Raw genomic sequence first — 16,847 nt, 5'->3', positions numbered from 1 at the left:
TCATTTCAATGAAATCCTTTTACCTCCGTTTTCAAAACTTTCCTGTGCCCCTAAGAGCGCACGTATGATGGACACTGTCTTTTTAAATTCCAACCGGGGTTTGCCTGCCTCTACTGACCTGACGAATTCGATCAGGTTTTCCCTAAACATGGAATAGGAATTCTTAATCTCTGCCATTCTCCACCCCTCAGATCCAAAGAAAGACATTTGGAACGTGCTACTGATATCTCTGAACAGGTGAATCGTTGCCTGTATGCCCTGAGGAAAACCCAGCACTACAATATCTTTATTTTCTTCCCCAACATGCTGTACCCAAAGCGGATCAGGATCATCCAGACTGGAAAAAAGGGCTTCCAGCAGGTGTACGCCATATTTTTTCCAGTCTTTTTTACCTACCGCAGTAACAAGCTGCAGGGTGCCCATGGACTTCATTTCAGTTTTGAGGGTCCGGCACTCATGCGCATACCGCATGGATGAACATGACATTAAGAATTTACCTGCATGTACCTGGTCTTTAAAGTATTGTAAATCAGCATTGCTGAAAGCCAGGGGCTTGTCCACAAATATGGGGATACCCTCATTCAAAAACGGTTTGGCCATTTCCACATGTTTTTCCGGATCGTCTCTGGCCAAAATTACCGCATCCACTTTCCCAATCATAGCTGGCAAACTATCCACCACATGATCAATGCCCGAATGTCTGGCAATGTCCTCACTGACTTCCCGTTTCTGAGTCCAAACATGACTTATCCTGGCACCGGGAATCCCCAGGGTATCTTTATTTGCCTGTAGATAATCTCCGACTGCCGGATAGCCTGCTGCACCAATGCGCTTCGGATCAAATCTGCCGTTAATGATTGCCGACCAGGAATAGGGATGTGCATTTCCCGGGCTCATGCCAATGATGCCAATATCCAACATTATATTATTTTAGAATAGTTATCAATCCAACCAACCCATCCGGTCCCAATGAGGAATATCGATAAACTCCGGATCGGGAAAAGGCCGTGCACCGCGGAGCAGTGCTTCCGGGATCAATCCTTTCGCAGCAGTCTCAACTGCTACGTCCAGATATTCCAGTCTGTCTATTCCCAGCAATACGGCAGAAACCTGGGCCTGGGCCAGGACAAAGCGGGTGGCATATTCAGGTAAATCTATATGATTATTCCCAGCCAGATCCCTGTATCGGGCAATATGGCTTTCGATTTTATTCAGCGGCGCCTTCAGGTGTCGGCCCCGATCGGTCAACATGCCACGGAGCAGGACCGACCTGACCACCAGACCCACTCCTTTTTCGGCTGCCAGGTCAAAAACCACAGCTTGCCTTTGGTCCAGCAGGTTGAATGGCAATTGCACTACCTGCCAGACCCCTGAACGGATAGCCGTTTCAGACTCCGGCACAGTGTAAGTAGACGCGCCGATTACCCTTACCTTACCTGCTTTTTGGATATCCTGAAAAACCCTGCATACGGTTTCGTGCCGCAGGATCTCCAGATCCGCCTGGTGCAGCATCCATACATCCAGGTAATCGGTACCCAAAGCACCAAGACTTTCCTCAAGAGATCGGTGGATCAATGCAGTCAACCTGGAAGGAGTTGGCAATTGCCCTGAAGAATCCCGCAGATGTTGGCATTTGGAACACAGGATGACTTTCTCCCGAATATCCACAAAGGCCTTTCCCATCAGACGTTCGCTCCTGCCATACATCCTGGCCGTGTCAAAGAAATTGATCCCCTTATCGAGTGCATGCCGGAGAAGGCCGACTGCCTCCTCTTCCTGCATCATGTCCTTTTGGCTTCGAATGCCGGGTCCGTAAGGGAGCCCAATTTCCACTCCTCCGAAGGCGATCTCAGATACATCAATACCTGTATTTCCCAAGGACCTTTGGTTCATAAGTATGTATTTTTTATTCAACGGCCTGCACGCCTACCATATAGAAAACTCTCATGCATATCCATCACTGGCAGCCCAATTTCATGACTTGTAATAATGCCCGGAGGAACTATTTTTTGGATCTGTAGTATTGAAATCGGCCATCAGTTGCCTGCAGTATTGGGTCAGGGAAATCACATCTGCCCCGATGCTGATAAACTGATACCCCATCGTCTGGTAAATCGAAACCTTATCCGGTGTTCCGGTGGTACCGGCAAATTTTCTGTGTTTTTTTGCCAAGCGTACTACCTTTTCCCTTGCTGCTGTGATCTCTGGGTGGTTCATTTCTCCGGGGGCACCAATGGCCTGACTGAAATCTCCCGGTCCGAAAAAGAGCATATCGTACCCTTCCAGCCGGGCTATATCTTCCAACCCTTCCAGGGCCTCCGGATCTTCTATCTGAAGGATTACGAACCGTTGCCGATTGGCATCTTTCAGGTATTGTCTGAAATCGGCTGCAGTATATGCCCCATCGGCATTGCCCCCATCAATGGCCCGCATTCCCTCTGGATGGAAACGGGTCATCTCTACTACCTTTCTGGCATCTGCTGCATGCATCACATGAGGGACCATAATACCAGTGGCATCCAGTTCGAGAGGCTTCACATAATCGCTGTAACTTCCCCTGCTCACCCTTACCAGCGTATCTTTATTTTGTGATTTGGCGGCCCATATTTGAGCGGCAAGGATGGACCAGTCCTGCCCTATATGCTCCTGGTCCAGCCAAATGCAGTCAAAGCCTGACAAGGCTGCTATTTCCACCGCCCGTGGATCGGCAAGGTTCACTTTAAAACAGGCCACATTTTCCCCAGAGCGCAATTTTTGCAGCACCAGGCTGGGTCTCATGGATACAGTCATATTGTTTCCTTCTTCTTCAAATGTAAGACAGGTAGCAGGTCCTGACTATTACTTTTATTTGTAAAGCTGGTACTTTTTTTCAACCCGAGGAGTACCAGGATCCTACCTGAACACCAGGTTGCCTCGTTGTACCGAATAATAAACCAATCCTCAAGTGCTTCATCTAACTACTCATGATCGCTGACCGACACATATATATCCACTTCAGTGTCATCCCGGTTTTGGCTTTTTTCCCCGTACACTTCAAAATCAAAACCAAATGTCCGGTTCATCTTAGAATCCCAGATTTTTCGCCAGGAAGCTGACATACAATCAGGCATCTTTCCCTTTGCTGTGATTTTACAATATCGCTGTGTAGGCATGTTCAGCATATGGAGACCGGACAAATCTCCTGACTGTGGTCTTATCTTACAGCCAATAAAATAGCTGAAGGGTTCGGAATGGTCCCCTTCGTACTCATAATAAACGGCATAAATGTTATTGTCAATTTTGTTCGGAATTTTTTTGAAATATTGTCCCCTTTCAAATTCCTGCCATAAATGGCCACAATCTAACATAGATTGTCCATTTTCGTTGCTGGTCTTTGCGGCAAGTCTGAGACCAATTAATTGGAAGCCGGGAAGGGTGATTTTTTCCATTATTACCAGGGCTTTGTATTTTTTTTAAGCATATCGCGAAAGGTAGAAAAGTACTAATCGTCTTCAAAATTTACCCGCTAAATAAGCCGTTCGGCTGGCTCCAGCGAATTTTGGCAACATATACACTACCATCGCTTCCATATTTCTCTGCGCCTTCGGGTTGCATCCATTCTGATACGGTCACCCAGGTTTCGTCCGGGCTAATCATTGTGACCCCGAAATTACCTAAACGGGCTCCCCTTTCCGGTACAAGAATCCTCTCGGTATCCCTGATGACATACAATCTATCCGGATGGACTTTTGCCATAAAGAGCGGCGCCCGGTGGCGAAATACATGGTCATTGCCTGCGCCACGACGGGTATAAACCAGGTAAAGCCCTTCACTGTGTGTCACCCAATGTTGCTGGGTATTGTAATTACCCAGATCCGTACCGTCATCAAATTTCCAGGATTGAATAGGGGCATATTGCAGGCCATCCTCACTTTGAGTAACAAAACCCTGGTTGTCATTGCGAATGGTCAGGTAGTATTTTCCCTGAAACCGTGTCAGGGAGGGCTCATGTAGTCCCCTGCTTTCATCGTCAATGGACAGGTCATTGCCCTGCTCCAGAAATCGAAGCTTCTTCCCGTCGTAGGCACAACGGGTCACCGTTACCTGTGAATTGCTGCCTGGGGGCATAAAATAAATGGGCAAAAGAATATTCCCATCTGCCTCATCCCAGCGTTGCACACAGCCTGCCCCTGCATTTTGAAACTTCCGATGGTTTCCCATATCCAGTTTTTCCCATTTTGACCATTGATTTTTTCGGACATCATACACTGAGTAGGCTGTGTGCCGGGGCCTGGGATGAGCTACTTTCCAGTCGGCAGTATACACGATAGTATGCCCGGTGCCCAGGAGGCTTTTGCTTTCCCTATGCAATGCAGGCCAGAAATCACTTGCGGCCACCGGTCGTTCTTCGTTCTCCACTTTTTCGTACCTGGGGGCAAGCGGAGGCAGGGCTTCCGGCACAGTCCAATTGCCCCCTCCATCATCCGAATGCATTCCATACATGCCTTTAAAGACATCGCTCCCCGACAGGTCTAAAGTATTCATGGTCATCACCACGCGTGGTAATTCTCCCTTTCCGGCTCCCGGCACAATTCCCGCCCTGGGATGCACCCAGCATTTTTCGCCATCGAACAAGCGTGTCGGAACCTGTAGTTTTAGGCTAAAATTCAAGATCTCCTGCCCTGGAGCGGCGCTTAGCCTGTCTGCCAAAAGTGTAAGGGGAGCGATTCCGGAAAGGCTTATACCTGCAATCAAACTATCCCTGACAAAATTTCTCCGGCTATTCGGGTTAGCATGGTCCATAAATCATTGCATCGTTTTTGATCGAAAAGTCAAAATACAATAATTATCCTAAATCCGGAAATCGAATTCCGCAATACCCCTTTCAATCCACAGTAAATTCAACAATGCAGGCAAGCAGCGAAATCAGCCGCAACAAAAATCACAAAAACCCGGGTAAAGATCCGTCTAACTTACCAGCGTTTAACTGCGTATTTCCCTTCTCATAAACAGGTAATAGGACAAGGCAAAACAAAGCACAGTAGCTGCTATCAGGCCACTTAGCTGTGGCCATACGATCATCAGGCTTTCCTTTAAGGGAAGTGGAGAGGGTATGGCTCCTGCCATTTGCTCCATTGTGATGGGTCCAAGGCTCCTGACAGAGGGCATCAGCAAGGTGGTAGTGGCATCAGTATAGAGCTGGCTGGGGGCTAGTCGCAGCAAATTCAATAATAATTCATTGTAGCGCAGTATTGCTTGCTGAGACAAAGCACTTTCTGCAGGAACAAGCGCTTCTGCCACCAGATTGACAATGATTTGGTAGAATACAGTAAAAAACAACCATATCCCTATCGCTGTGAGCGCGGAGGTAGCGCCTTGCCTGAACAGTATCGATAGCAAGATAGATAAGCCTAGCCAAAATCCAACGTATATGGTACAAAGGAAAGTAAAACCGAGTATCCTGATCAGCTCCTCTACCTCGATCAATACACCTGTGATAAGGATTCCTCCCCCAATCATCAATAAAGAGAGCGATAACAACAAACTACCTACTAATGTCAACGCGCTGACAAATTTGGAAAGTAGCAAATTGTCGCGGAAAACCGGTTGGGCCATGATGCGGGTCAGAGTTCCGTTTTGTTGCTCGGAATTGACCGCATCGAAACCGAGACTGATACCCAGAAGCGGACCGAGAAAACTGAGAAATACATGAAATGGAGGCAGGGATCCTTCCGTGGTAGTCAAAAGCTTGAGGTAAAGAAACAAACTGTCCGGGTCATTGGCATTGCCCACCACCTGTCTGAGGTTGGCCATGGACACTGAGGTAGTTCCCCAAAATGTAAGCACTACAAGCACCAACAAGACCAGAAAACGCCAACTGCGAATATGATCGGCTATTTCCTTTCTCACCATCACCCAAAAGGGGTGGGGCTGGACGCCTGAACTGGTAGACGAATGACTTTTTAAAGAATCTATGATTGCTTTCATTATTCTCTACTTTTCAATTGAACTTACTGTCTTCAAAATACTTCTGGTAGATATCCTCCAAACCATACTCTTTCTTCTGGACGCCGGTCACCCCATATCCTCTGTGTACAAAAAACCGTACTACATCTGGTGTCACGTCTACCTTGCAGGAAATTGCTATCCTTTGGTCTACTGCGGAAACAGACTGCACTGAAGGCATTTGAAGCATCTCCGTCTCGTCTTTCCAGGGAAGGCTGATGGTCTCTTCCAGGCTGACATGAATCTCGTAAGATTTTTCTGCAAAAAGCTGGCTGGAAAGGCTATTGATATCACCCTCAACCAGCAATTCTCCATTGACAAAAATCCCAACACGGTCACATACCTGCTGTACCTGATGCAGATGGTGGGAAGAAAGCAATACGGTAAGTCCTTTTTCCCGGCTCAGGCGCATAATAAGGCTGAGAAATTCCCTGACACCACTGGGATCTATCCCCAGCGTGGGCTCGTCCAAAACGATAACTTTTGGTTCTTTGATCAGCACTTCAGCAAGACCGAGGCGCTGCTTCATTCCTCTGGAATACGCTGATGTTTTTTTGTGTATGGCATCTCCCTGCAGCCCCACCAAATCCATTGTGGTGAGGGCACGATTTTCTACTTCTGCCCGCGGAATCCCGTTTAGCTCTCCGATATACATGAGGTTTTCCAGGGCCGTCATGTTGTCGTAGAAGCCAACGCTGTCCGGCATATAGCCCACCAGCCTTTTTACGGATATCGGATCCCTGCTGGCATCAAACCCGCAAACCTGTGCAGTGCCGGAAGTAGGCTCTGTCAGCCCCATCATCATGAGGATGGTAGTGGTCTTGCCGGCTCCGTTAGGCCCCAGCAAACCGAAAATCTCTCCCTTGTTGATGGTAAGATCCAATCCCTTTACTGCTTTAAAATCACCATAGTGTTTTGTAAGGTGTCTCAACTGTATGATTGGGTTATCCATAATATGACTATCTTCTACCAAATTTTCGGATGAGGTAAAACACAAAGCCTATGGCGATTAAAATTACCAGAATTCCAACCCAGCCGGACAACACCGACGTTTTTACTGTCATCCGGTAGGTTGCAGTACTATTACCCGACGTATTCTTAGCAGTAAATTTGGTTACATAATCACCGGCCAGCGTTTTTTCCGGAACGGTGACTGTAGCAATCAGATCAACCGTCTCTCCCGGATCCAATTGGGCGATTTCTGATGGAGAAAAAGTAGCTTCCCACCTGGAGGGTGTCTGGGCGGAAAGGGTGATTTCATTCAAGGCGAGGGAACCCGTATTTTTCACCCTTAGGGTGATCTCAGCTTTTTTGCCCTCTGTAATTTCTCCACTCAATAGTCCCGAAGGCGTGGTTAGCTCCATCTCATAGGATCCTTCCACTACTGCCTCCAATGCTAGCTGCAGCGACTCACGGTCTGATATAGCGTGCACGGTAAAGGGATATTGGGCCGGCTCTGCCCCATAAGCGGGCTTGATCTCAATACTGATGCTTTCTGTCCTGTCCGGCTCAACATTAATGGAAGTGACCTGACTACCTCTGGCCTTGAATACCAACCGCCAGCCTTCGGGAACATCTGCACTTAACTGGAAAACTTGGGCACTTCCCGCGCCATTTTTAAGCGTGGCCTGATAGCGGAAGGTTTCGCTTGCCGGAGCTTCAATATTGATAAGGTTTGAGGTAATCGAAGATCCCTGCGAGGACGTCTGTGCGGTTGTTTTTGAAGAATTTGTGATTAGAAAAAAAATGGTAAAAAAGAACAATAAACGATGCACAACCCTTCCGAGTACCATGTTGTCAAAATTATCTGTTGTTTCCATATAAATAAGTGAAATTTATTGATTAAATGAATAATGTTAAATCCTACTTTATTTACCTTAAGATAACTTCAAGAATTGCAGCATCAATTTTAGATGAGAAGAAATATTTTCACAAGACCTGGTAACAAAAATTAACGTTTTTTAACATGTACACCCGTTCTGGGTTTTCACTCCACTTCACCAGGATCCTTAAAAATTGCCGCTTCCCGGCTTCTCTTTTCCATGGTTTCCCGATTTCCCAGGAGCCGGTAATCGAGATAGCTTAAAATGGATCCGGAAAGGATACCTGCGAGAAGAGAGGCCGGCAGGATAAAAAGAACTTCTATGCCCATCCACTTAAAAAAAGATATCGCAATGGCAGTAGCTACACTGATCAATCCCCCAGCTAATGTAGCTCTTGCCGTCGCAAACGGCACAAATAAGGCCATAAAAAACAGGACAAATAGTGGGGAGACGAATAAATTCACCACCCTGACAATCACATCGTACAGATTGCCTTCTACCTTACTGATCAGCACGCTGAGGACCAATGCGAATATTCCCACAAAAAACGACAGGTTCCGCACTCCCCGCATTTGGTTTTTTGGTGCCTTATAATTTTTGGTAAATCTCTTGATCAGGTCTTCTGAAATGACCGAGGAGGTGCTATTCAGTCCCGAAGAAAGACTGGACATGGCAGCTGCCAGTATTCCTGCAGCCACCAGACCGGAAATGCCTACCGGCAATCCAACAAGTATAAATTTCGGGAACAACTGATCGGCATGGCTGGATACCGTTTCCCCGGGCGATAAGTACTGCGGAAAGGCAAGAAAATAGGCCAGCACAGCGAGGCCGACCAAACCCAGAAGACACTGTACCACAAAGTTAGTGATCAGTGAAACCCCAAATGTCTTCCTGGCAGTTTGTACATTTTCGGTAGCCAGAAATCGCTGAATGGACATTTGGTCTGAGCCAGAGGAGGCTACGTACCAGACAAAGGTAGTCAATAGGGCATTGGCAATGGTCAGGCGCTCCCTGGCATCCAGCCCTATTTTCAACTCTCCCCACTGCGTCAGCCATTCGCCCGGAATCCAGCTTGTAAAGGAGCCCAATTGATAACTTACTACCAACAGCGTGAGAATTGCACCTCCCATCAATACGCCGGACTGGATCACATCTGTAAAAACCACTGCCTTTAATCCACCCATTGTGGTGTAAAAAATTGTAATCCCCATGAGCAGTATGCTGATCAACAGGGCATATTTCTGGTCAAATCCAAATATCGCCAGTATGGCCGTATGCACAGTGATAAAAATGATGGTTCCCATCCAAAGAAATCTCAGGGAGAGAAAAAAGAAAGTGGCCAGCAAACGGATGCTGACCCCGAGATTGATCTCCAGGATCTGGTAAGCACTGGTCACCCGAAGTTTCATGAATTGGGGAATTAAAAACCAGCCCACGACATAATAAACTAACGGAAACACCAATATACCGGACAGAATCACCGGCCCGTACTTTACCATTTCGCCCGGATAGGAAAGGTAGCTTAGCGAACTCAGCAGGGTAGCAAAGAGGGACAGGCCCACTGCAATGGGATTCATTTTTCCGCCACCAAGATAGTAGTCCCGCTCGTTTTTGTTTTTTCTGGAAAAGTAATAACCCACACCCAACATACCTGCCAGATACAGGACTACAACCAGCCAGTCTCCCAATGCGAGGCTGTATTCCCGTCTGCGGTCCATGGTCAAGATGCTGTATGCGGCAGTAGCCCGGATATCTGCCTGTGCTGCATGGTGCAGGGCGATTGCCTCAGGGTCTCCAGAAGGATCAACCGGATTACTGCCTTCAAGCAGTTTTTTCAAAACCGCCAAATCCTCCGGCCTGCCAGCCCTGCCCAAGGCAATGGCCAGCTCCATTTGCGCGCCTTTTTCGGCAGAATCTCTATACAAAAGCAATTGTTCTCTGACGGCTGCAAAGGTATCTCGGCCTTTTTCTGATTCGGGTGCATGGATAAACGCCGCAGACAAAAGATACACTTTTGCCGCGGAGCTCTCCTCCCTTGCCAATGCCTGACTGGCCAGGTTTTTCCACTGTGTAATACTCAAATTACCTTCATTTCGCAGCGCATATGCAGCTTGCATGACAAGGAGATCGTCCAATTTCTTGTTTTTAACCAACTCCAGTAAGGCTGAAACCTCATCGGCAGGATCCTCTCCCTGAAGGCTACTCCACATCGTGTAAACATAAAGGGAATTGACAGGTCCGTTCAGCACTTCTTCTGTTGCTTCCGGCGCCCATCTCTTTAGGTTGAGTCCCAATTTTGCCATCGATTCTGCAGCATACACCCTGTCGTCTCCCTGTTTGTCCCGGAATGCTGCGGCTATTTTCTCCCGGTATTGATCAACTTCAAGTGAATTACACTGCGCCAAAACCCGCCAGACGCCAATTCTGTATTGAGATTGGTTTTGAGCTTGCAGTAGTTCCGCCATAAAGGTTTCGGCGACATCTTCCGTGTAGCCAAGCTCTATTTTGTATTCTGCTGCATGGACCTTTACCCAACGTTCCTGCTTTACCATCACGGTATCCAGTTCCTGAATAGCCCTCTGTCTCAGATCATCGCCGATAGCAGCATCATTTTTTTCACAGGCTGAAAACAGCAACACACACAGGTAAATCAGAAAGCTGGAAATCGGCTTCTTTGGTATCATCAGCTTTTTTTGTTCAGTGATTTCACGTAGGAAGCTTTGGCGACTACGTCCTCTTTTGCTGATGCTCCGAAATAGATCAGGCCCATGGCTTTCCGGCTACGGTCCTTGCTGGTGTTTGGGCTGGCACGGTGAATGGTGAGCGCGTGGTGTACCAGCAAATCTCCGGGTTGGGCTGGAAAAAACACTTCATTTTCCAGATCTGCAGGCAAGCCAAAATCTGCAATTCCCTGCGAAAATCCCGGCGTTTGGGTTCGGGAATGATTACGCATACCCTTTTTATGGGAACCACGAACATAACTTGCCCAGCCGTTTTCTGCGTCCACCTCCTCCAGTGCCAGCCACATGGTAACGGCAGACATGGGCTGCAGCATAAAATAATACCCGTCCTGGTGAGGCGGGGTGGCTTTCCCAATTAGGGCCGGTTTGTTGAAATATTCCAGGGTCTTGCCAAAAACCTTCTCTTCCAGTAAATCTTCAGCCAACCGTGTAAAGCTGCTGTCGAAAAGAATGTCTGCAAAGAAAGGATCATAAATTTGCAGGTCTTGCAGCATTTTCAAGCTGGAAAAATCACCATTCTCCTCAAATTTAACATGCTCGGGAGCCATGGTATCTACCTTTGCTTCCGACCAACCCTTCAGCCTGGCATTGATCCCATCTACCTGCCCGCTCTTAAGAAAGCCTGGTAAATGGACAAATCCGTCGGCATCAAAGGATTTTTTTATTTCTGAAATATCCATCTTATTTTTTTTATTTTTTCCGATCCCTATTTTTTAATCTGAAGCCACCCTGATCGATCTCCGTAAGTTCTTCCTCAGAAGTTCTGCTTCTTGGAAAAGGATACTTTTCCATCAATGCCCTCATTTTACGGCTAAATTCGAGAAAAGAAATTTCCAGTTTACCAAGCCCTGAAGATGAATGGGCCTGATGGGCCCGTTCCGAAGCGTTTTTCATACTATCCTGCTTCACCATTTCCGCAAAAAAACCGGGAATATTTTTCGTTCTGGAAAGTTCCGGATTGAGATCTTTCATCACTACTCCATAGACAAATGTGCCCATCAGATCCATATAGCGGCAATTTCCTGCATATGGAAGGTAATAACCCGGATCATTCCGGCAAGCCCGATCGATGTCAGCTACCTTTACATACCCGTTTTCAATCAGGAAAAAGGCTTCCCTGGCCATGGCTGCCATTAACCGGCTACGGATACCATTCCCGCTTTCCAGCAGGTAGGGGTCCTTGTCCCAGGCCTCCCGGAGCAAAATCATTAAAGCTTTGACCTTTTCCCTGTCGGTAAGGGGATTGATTATTACCTCGGCAAATAGGTTTTGGTGAGCAGGATAGGTCCAGTTTAAACCCACCAATCTGCAAGGAAACTGCATTTGGTTTTGCAACTCGTCCAGTGTAATACTTTCTGTGTTCAGCGCTATTAAAGTGTCCTGTTTTGCGTTTTTTTCAATTTTCTTCAGCAGCGCAGCTTTCTCCTCCTCCCTTTCCCGTGTAATGGCCAGGACCATTGCGCAATCTGACAATTCAGAGTAATCTTCAAAATTTCCCTCCAAACCGTCCTCGTCCAATCGGGAAAAACCCGCAATATTCGCCAGAAACCTAACCTGTGCGAGGGGATTTTGGGGGGTAAAGGATTTTACCTGATGCCCTGCCCTGAGGAGACAACAGACAACGGTGGGGACCATCATTCCTTCGCCAATTACTGCCACCTTGCATTTGAGGTAATTCATATGTTTTCTATTTGCTTTTCAAAGGTCACAGCTTATTCCGATTTTTCTGGATTCCTTGTTCTGATCATCAGTCGGTAGAACCGGTCATACTGGCTAATCATCCTGGAGAGTAATATTTTCGCCATACCCCCTCTGATTTCGGGCCGGATCGATTTTATCTGTCCTGTGCAGTTAAAACCTCTTCTGCCAGCTCAAGGGCCTGGTCAATTTCTTCCGCTGTGTGCACTGCGCTTATGTACCAGAGCCCGCGACCAATGATGCGCAGCCCGCGGTCATGCAGACGGGAAACAAAAGTTTTTAATTTCGCTTTATCAAACAGAAGTACATCCCGAAAATCGACGGCGCTTTCAAGGTCTGTAAAACCCGTGTGCACTACCGGCCCAATGCCTGATACCAGCATTGGCTGACCTGATACTTTTGCAATATCCCGAAGGCCTGATCTGAGTCTTTCACCCAATGCATTCATTTTGGGATAGGGGTCATCCCTTTCGAGAATATTAATAGTCGCCAAAGCGGCGGCTACCGTAGGATTGCCAGTGTTCATGGTACCGGCATGTATCACCCGTGCAGAAGCGATCTCTTCCATCCAGTCCCTTTTTCCTACTATAGCACTGATGGGATATCCGCTTCCGATCGCCTTGGCAAAAACCGCCATATCCGGAGTAACACCAAAAAGAGCCTGCGCACCTCCAAGTCCCAGCCGGAATCCGGTAATGACCTCATCGAAAATTAAGGCGACTCCATATTGGCTACAAAGCGTTCTTAATCCTTTCAGGAAACCCGCTTTTGGCGGAATGCAGCCATTGTTACACATGACCGGCTCTGTAATGATGGCCGCTATTTCCTGGTGATGCTCCTCCAGCTTTTTCGCTACCAGATCCAAATCATTCCAGGGCAATAGGAAGCTTTCTTCGGCTGCACCCTCAGGGAGACCCTGCGTCCAGGGATGCATTGCCGGGCTGTCCCTCGGACCCATGGCCTCCGGAGAAGGAGTGGAAATTCCATAACATACATTATCCAACCAACCGTGATAATGCCCTTCAAAACGTAAAAATTTAGACTTTCCCGTTTTGGATCGGGCTACCCTGAGGGCAGTCTGCACCGCTTCTGATCCATCCAGACAAAATCGTATCAGTTCGGCCGAGGGTATGATCTGCTGAAGCTTCTCTGCCAGTTCTATCTCCATAGCATGCTGCCCGGCAAACAACTGCCCTTTTAGGGATGCGTTTTTTACAGCATCCAGCACCTCCGGGTGCGAATGCCCCAGAATCAGAGGTCCCTGACTGAGGGTAAAATCCAGGTATTCATTTCCATCCACATCATACACCTTTGTTCCACTACCATGGGTGTAGAAAAGTGCATGCGGATGATTGTATTTTCTGAATTCGGAAGAAATCCCCGCAGCCAACACCTTTTTTGCCCTTTCCAACCAGGCTGCCGATGCCGTGTATTCGTATTTTTTCATGGACGAAATTTATTCGTTTTTGATTTTTTGGTATTGATCTGCCAATTGATAAATTTCCTTGTTGAATTCCGCAAAGGATTTTTCCCATGCTGCTGCCTCTTCCCGGGTATAGGTATACAGCCCTCTCGCCTGCTGCACTCCTTTTACTTTGGTCTTCACCATTTCCTGCATGAGCTGCGGCACTTCCGTACTGTTGTCCAATTTCGGAAAAATCCGCTGAAATATTTTGCTGAAATCCGAAAGTCCCTGCTGTTCCATCCTTTCAAATATCCCCATATAGGTCATCCAGGAGCCGGCATCATAACGGAAGGCCTTGTCTGCATCGGCAATCGTTGTTTCACCTTTGGCGACCAGGTGAAATATTTCCCGGTACACTGCATACATCAGGCGGTTGGTTACGAATCCCCGGATATCCTTCTGCAGAAAAGTAGGTTCTTTACCCCACTGGTGAGCCAGTTGATAGACCCAATCTGCATACCGGTCTTCGGTCCTTATTCCTTTGGTGATTTCCATAAACCGCGTCATGTATGCCGGCTCTGCCCAATGAATCCCCAAAAACCTGCCGGGTTCAGGCACCATCTCCTGCAAGTCACTTACCGGAATGGCCGATGTATTACTTGAAATTACCGTATCTGTGCCGGTTGCAGCCGCTATTTTCCGGTAGACGCGGGCTTTCGCAGCTTTGTCCTCGATGACACATTCCAGTACCAGGCGGCAATTTTGAAATACAAAGTAATCTTCCGACAGCCTGATCCTATTCATATAAAAAGATATTGGCTGCTGCAGGAGCCCACTTGCATCGGCATGCTGTAGTTGTCGGGCAATACTTTTTCTCGCATTCTCCAATTCATGCGCTATAGGGGCAACGGCCTTTACAGGGTGGCCGGCAATGCACAAAGCCACAGCTATACTGGTTCCCATCATCCCCAAACCTACTACACCGGTTTCTATTTCTGATACGTCAATTTTCGGTCTCATCGACTGCTTTTCATGAACTAAGATAATTATCGGGGGTCAACTATTCGTTTTTCCTGCTGACCGAAAAAGGTATTTTCAAAATTATCCGGATCACTCAAGACTTACTATTCATATTATCTGGAATGATGGTACTATCTTTCATAAAGCAGCAAAAGGTATTGCTCTGTGCAGTAAAAATTACCTCCTGAACACAGTCATTTCGATTTAACTATCTGGTAATCAAAAAAATAATAAAATACTTTAATGAATGGACACCTGTTACTATTCTTTATATTTATGGTATTATTTTTCAGATGTCAGTGCGAAACCTTTTTTCTAAACAGACTTTAAGTTAAATTAATAAGCTAAAAGAAAGACCCTATGAAATCGATCGAAGTAAGGCTACCACAGGATTTTGATAAATCTTTTATCGTATTCAAGGAAAAGGGACAGTATTTTCCCTGTCCCTGGCATTATCATCCGGAGTATGAGCTGGTGCTGGTGCTCAAAAGCCAGGGCAGAAGAATGGTGGGGGACCATATAGGCTACTTTCAGGAAGGCGACCTGGTGTGTATGGGGCCTTACCTGCCACACGTATGGGTCAATGAATCGAGTTTTGTGAATGGACAGGCTGCCTATGATGCAGAAGCCATTGTAATTCACTTTCAGGAAGATTTTCTTGGAGAGGATTTTCTTAAAATACCAGAAATGGAAACCCTCAGAAATTTTCTGAAACTTTCCAAAAGGGGCATGGCCTTAAAGGGCAAAACCAAGGAACAAATCAATGCACTGATGGAAGGCATGATCCACATGAACGGCATACAGCGTTTGTCCAGTTTGCTTTCGATTTTTGACATCCTCTCTCAAACCCGAGAATACGAGTTCCTGGCGAGCCCCGGATACCTGGACCAGATTGACCCCCAGGGTTCTGATCGGCTGGATAAAATAAAGGCATACATTCACAATAATTTCGATAAGGATATTTCATTGCCGGAAGTAGCCTCCATGGCAAATATGGCCGTAACCACCTTCTGTAATTTTTTCAAAGAACAGTACCGCATTACCTTTGTAGAATACCTGCATACGGTAAGGCTGGGTCATGCCTGTAAAATGCTTTCGGAGACGGACAGAAATATTGTAGAGGTTGCTTTCGAATGTGGCTTTAACAACCTGGCAAACTTTAACCGGCAATTCAAGAAGTATAAAAAAATGACACCCACCCATTTTCGAAAAATGGTCAACATGCAGGAGGTGGCATAGGAAGTCCTCATTTCGGGCTTAAGCCTGTTATTTTTGAATCTCATTTATTTGGAATGGGCTATTTCCTATTGATGAGCGATCGTCCATCGATTTAAGCCATAATTTGGAACCAGGGTTCGTTTGGTTCAATCGCCTCCTGCTTTAGCTGGAGGTAATGTTGAATTTATCGATGTCCCCGGCTTTTGCCAAACCATTAATCCCAAAAGACTAAAAATCCCAATTTCACCATAAATGCTCCGTTTCGCTCCTGGAATGGGACCAGGATAATGTCTTAATTTCATTCACTCATGTCCAGCCTGATAAACCCCATCTCATCATCCACATTCTGAAACACCCATAGCTTCCCGTTTTTGGAAAAGTACTTTACATAGTCAGTACTCAATTCAGGAATAGCTGTTTCGGCAATTAAATTGAACGCTTCATCAAAAACGGAAAGGTATACCACAACTTCTTTTATCTCCGGTAGAAATGCTCCTTCTTCCCGAATGTCTGAGAAAATCCTTTTTGCTGATAAACGCAGGTACCGTTTTGTTGTCTTATCCCACACCGGGGGGCCAAACCTTACCTGCTCCAAAAGCTCTTGATATGCTGTTTCAATCTGATCATAGGAGCTAATGGTTGTCGTGCTAAGATCTCAATGCTATTAAGTTAAGAAAAAAATGGCCTCTTGAGACAAAATAAGCCGATTTTCCTTATGAAAACCGGCCTACTTTAGGTAAATTATGTTGTCTTAAACATATAGCTATGAAGGTACAAAATACCAACCAAAACACGACGGATATATCTTGCGAATGTCCGAAAAAAAATCTTTGATAAAATACAATATACTGAAAATCAGGACAGTTACTGTTCTGATCCTGCCCATTTTTCCAGGTCTTCCCCACTCGACTTCCAAACTGTAGTACTTTCGGTGCTCCAACTGTTCAAAGAATCCGC

Annotated in this window: 15 protein-coding genes; 1 reads left to right on the top strand and 14 read right to left on the bottom strand. The window is 46.5% G+C overall.

From position 1 onward, the window contains the following. The 13 genes from BUB19_RS13775 to BUB19_RS13715 form a co-directional block, all read right to left on the bottom strand. On the bottom strand, positions 1–921 hold the full coding sequence (locus tag BUB19_RS13775) for a Gfo/Idh/MocA family oxidoreductase (protein ID WP_073095157.1): 921 nt from the start codon (positions 919–921) through the stop codon (positions 1–3). A 21-nt stretch (positions 922–942) separates the two neighbouring features. Then, complete coding sequence (locus tag BUB19_RS13770) at positions 943–1,893, bottom strand: aldo/keto reductase (RefSeq protein ID WP_073095304.1); 951 nt, start codon at positions 1,891–1,893, stop codon at positions 943–945. Between the two features lie 81 nt (positions 1,894–1,974). Next, positions 1,975–2,778 (bottom strand): HpcH/HpaI aldolase family protein, encoded by an 804-nt coding sequence (locus tag BUB19_RS13765; RefSeq protein ID WP_245802850.1) that lies wholly within the window; start codon positions 2,776–2,778, stop codon positions 1,975–1,977. A 179-nt stretch (positions 2,779–2,957) separates the two neighbouring features. Next, entirely contained in the window at positions 2,958–3,428 is a 471-nt protein-coding gene (locus BUB19_RS13760) for a GyrI-like domain-containing protein (protein ID WP_073095155.1), read from the bottom strand. A gap of 70 nt (positions 3,429–3,498) precedes the next feature. Then, complete coding sequence (locus tag BUB19_RS13755; protein ID WP_073095154.1) at positions 3,499–4,782, bottom strand: sialidase; 1,284 nt, start codon at positions 4,780–4,782, stop codon at positions 3,499–3,501. A 180-nt stretch (positions 4,783–4,962) separates the two neighbouring features. Continuing rightward, positions 4,963–5,967 carry an ABC transporter permease gene (locus BUB19_RS13750; protein ID WP_073095153.1) on the bottom strand — a complete coding sequence of 335 codons (1,005 nt, stop codon included), beginning with the start codon at positions 5,965–5,967 and terminating at the stop codon, positions 4,963–4,965. A gap of 13 nt (positions 5,968–5,980) precedes the next feature. Beyond that, entirely contained in the window at positions 5,981–6,937 is a 957-nt protein-coding gene (locus BUB19_RS13745; protein ID WP_073095152.1) for an ABC transporter ATP-binding protein, read from the bottom strand. Between the two features lie 7 nt (positions 6,938–6,944). Beyond that, positions 6,945–7,805 carry a COG1470 family protein gene (locus tag BUB19_RS13740; protein ID WP_245802849.1) on the bottom strand — a complete coding sequence of 287 codons (861 nt, stop codon included), beginning with the start codon at positions 7,803–7,805 and terminating at the stop codon, positions 6,945–6,947. 167 nt (positions 7,806–7,972) lie between these two features. Next, positions 7,973–10,492: a sodium:solute symporter gene (locus tag BUB19_RS13735; protein ID WP_073095151.1), complete on the bottom strand. Its 2,520-nt coding sequence runs from the start codon at positions 10,490–10,492 to the stop codon at positions 7,973–7,975. Next, positions 10,492–11,229 (bottom strand): phytanoyl-CoA dioxygenase family protein, encoded by a 738-nt coding sequence (locus BUB19_RS13730; protein WP_073095150.1) that lies wholly within the window; start codon positions 11,227–11,229, stop codon positions 10,492–10,494. The genes BUB19_RS13735 and BUB19_RS13730 overlap by 1 nt, the downstream gene beginning before the upstream one ends. A 10-nt stretch (positions 11,230–11,239) precedes the next feature. Beyond that, positions 11,240–12,229 carry a 3-hydroxyacyl-CoA dehydrogenase NAD-binding domain-containing protein gene (locus tag BUB19_RS13725; RefSeq protein ID WP_073095149.1) on the bottom strand — a complete coding sequence of 330 codons (990 nt, stop codon included), beginning with the start codon at positions 12,227–12,229 and terminating at the stop codon, positions 11,240–11,242. Between the two features lie 154 nt (positions 12,230–12,383). After that, a complete protein-coding gene (locus BUB19_RS13720) occupies positions 12,384–13,694 on the bottom strand; it encodes an aspartate aminotransferase family protein (protein WP_073095148.1) in 1,311 nt (436 codons plus the stop codon). Positions 13,695–13,703: 9 nt separating this feature from the next. Beyond that, the gene (locus BUB19_RS13715) at positions 13,704–14,672 is read right to left on the bottom strand and encodes a 3-hydroxyacyl-CoA dehydrogenase family protein (RefSeq protein WP_073095147.1); all 969 of its coding nucleotides are present in this window, start codon (positions 14,670–14,672) and stop codon (positions 13,704–13,706) included. Positions 14,673–15,032: 360 nt separating this feature from the next. On the opposite strand from BUB19_RS13715, the gene BUB19_RS13710 reads away from it, so the two are divergent. Beyond that, complete coding sequence (locus BUB19_RS13710) at positions 15,033–15,911, top strand: AraC family transcriptional regulator (protein ID WP_073095146.1); 879 nt, start codon at positions 15,033–15,035, stop codon at positions 15,909–15,911. Positions 15,912–16,188: 277 nt separating this feature from the next. On the opposite strand, the gene BUB19_RS13705 is transcribed toward BUB19_RS13710, so the two are convergent. Continuing rightward, complete coding sequence (locus BUB19_RS13705) at positions 16,189–16,509, bottom strand: DUF4221 domain-containing protein (protein WP_262485842.1); 321 nt, start codon at positions 16,507–16,509, stop codon at positions 16,189–16,191. Positions 16,510–16,847 lie beyond the last annotated feature (338 nt).

This window comes from Cyclobacterium lianum, assembly GCF_900143075.1.
GTDB classification, from domain to species: Bacteria; Bacteroidota; Bacteroidia; order Cytophagales; family Cyclobacteriaceae; genus Cyclobacterium; species Cyclobacterium lianum.
Note: the sequence above shows the minus strand (reverse complement) of the source record. Positions and strands in the feature narration are given on the sequence as shown.

Bases quoted from the DNA above. Each gene is read 5' to 3' on its own strand.
- BUB19_RS13775 (WP_073095157.1), bottom strand. From the start codon at position 921: ATGTTGGATATTGGCATCATTGGCATGAGCCCGGGAAATGCACATCCC.
- BUB19_RS13770 (WP_073095304.1), bottom strand. From the start codon at position 1,893: ATGAACCAAAGGTCCTTGGGAAATACAGGTATTGATGTATCTGAGATC.
- BUB19_RS13765 (WP_245802850.1), bottom strand. From the start codon at position 2,778: ATGAGACCCAGCCTGGTGCTGCAAAAATTGCGCTCTGGGGAAAATGTG.
- BUB19_RS13760 (WP_073095155.1), bottom strand. From the start codon at position 3,428: ATGGAAAAAATCACCCTTCCCGGCTTCCAATTAATTGGTCTCAGACTT.
- BUB19_RS13755 (WP_073095154.1), bottom strand. From the start codon at position 4,782: ATGGACCATGCTAACCCGAATAGCCGGAGAAATTTTGTCAGGGATAGT.
- BUB19_RS13750 (WP_073095153.1), bottom strand. From the start codon at position 5,967: ATGAAAGCAATCATAGATTCTTTAAAAAGTCATTCGTCTACCAGTTCA.
- BUB19_RS13745 (WP_073095152.1), bottom strand. From the start codon at position 6,937: ATGGATAACCCAATCATACAGTTGAGACACCTTACAAAACACTATGGT.
- BUB19_RS13740 (WP_245802849.1), bottom strand. From the start codon at position 7,805: ATGGAAACAACAGATAATTTTGACAACATGGTACTCGGAAGGGTTGTG.
- BUB19_RS13735 (WP_073095151.1), bottom strand. From the start codon at position 10,492: ATGATACCAAAGAAGCCGATTTCCAGCTTTCTGATTTACCTGTGTGTG.
- BUB19_RS13730 (WP_073095150.1), bottom strand. From the start codon at position 11,229: ATGGATATTTCAGAAATAAAAAAATCCTTTGATGCCGACGGATTTGTC.
- BUB19_RS13725 (WP_073095149.1), bottom strand. From the start codon at position 12,229: ATGAATTACCTCAAATGCAAGGTGGCAGTAATTGGCGAAGGAATGATG.
- BUB19_RS13720 (WP_073095148.1), bottom strand. From the start codon at position 13,694: ATGAAAAAATACGAATACACGGCATCGGCAGCCTGGTTGGAAAGGGCA.
- BUB19_RS13715 (WP_073095147.1), bottom strand. From the start codon at position 14,672: ATGAGACCGAAAATTGACGTATCAGAAATAGAAACCGGTGTAGTAGGT.
- BUB19_RS13710 (WP_073095146.1), top strand. From the start codon at position 15,033: ATGAAATCGATCGAAGTAAGGCTACCACAGGATTTTGATAAATCTTTT.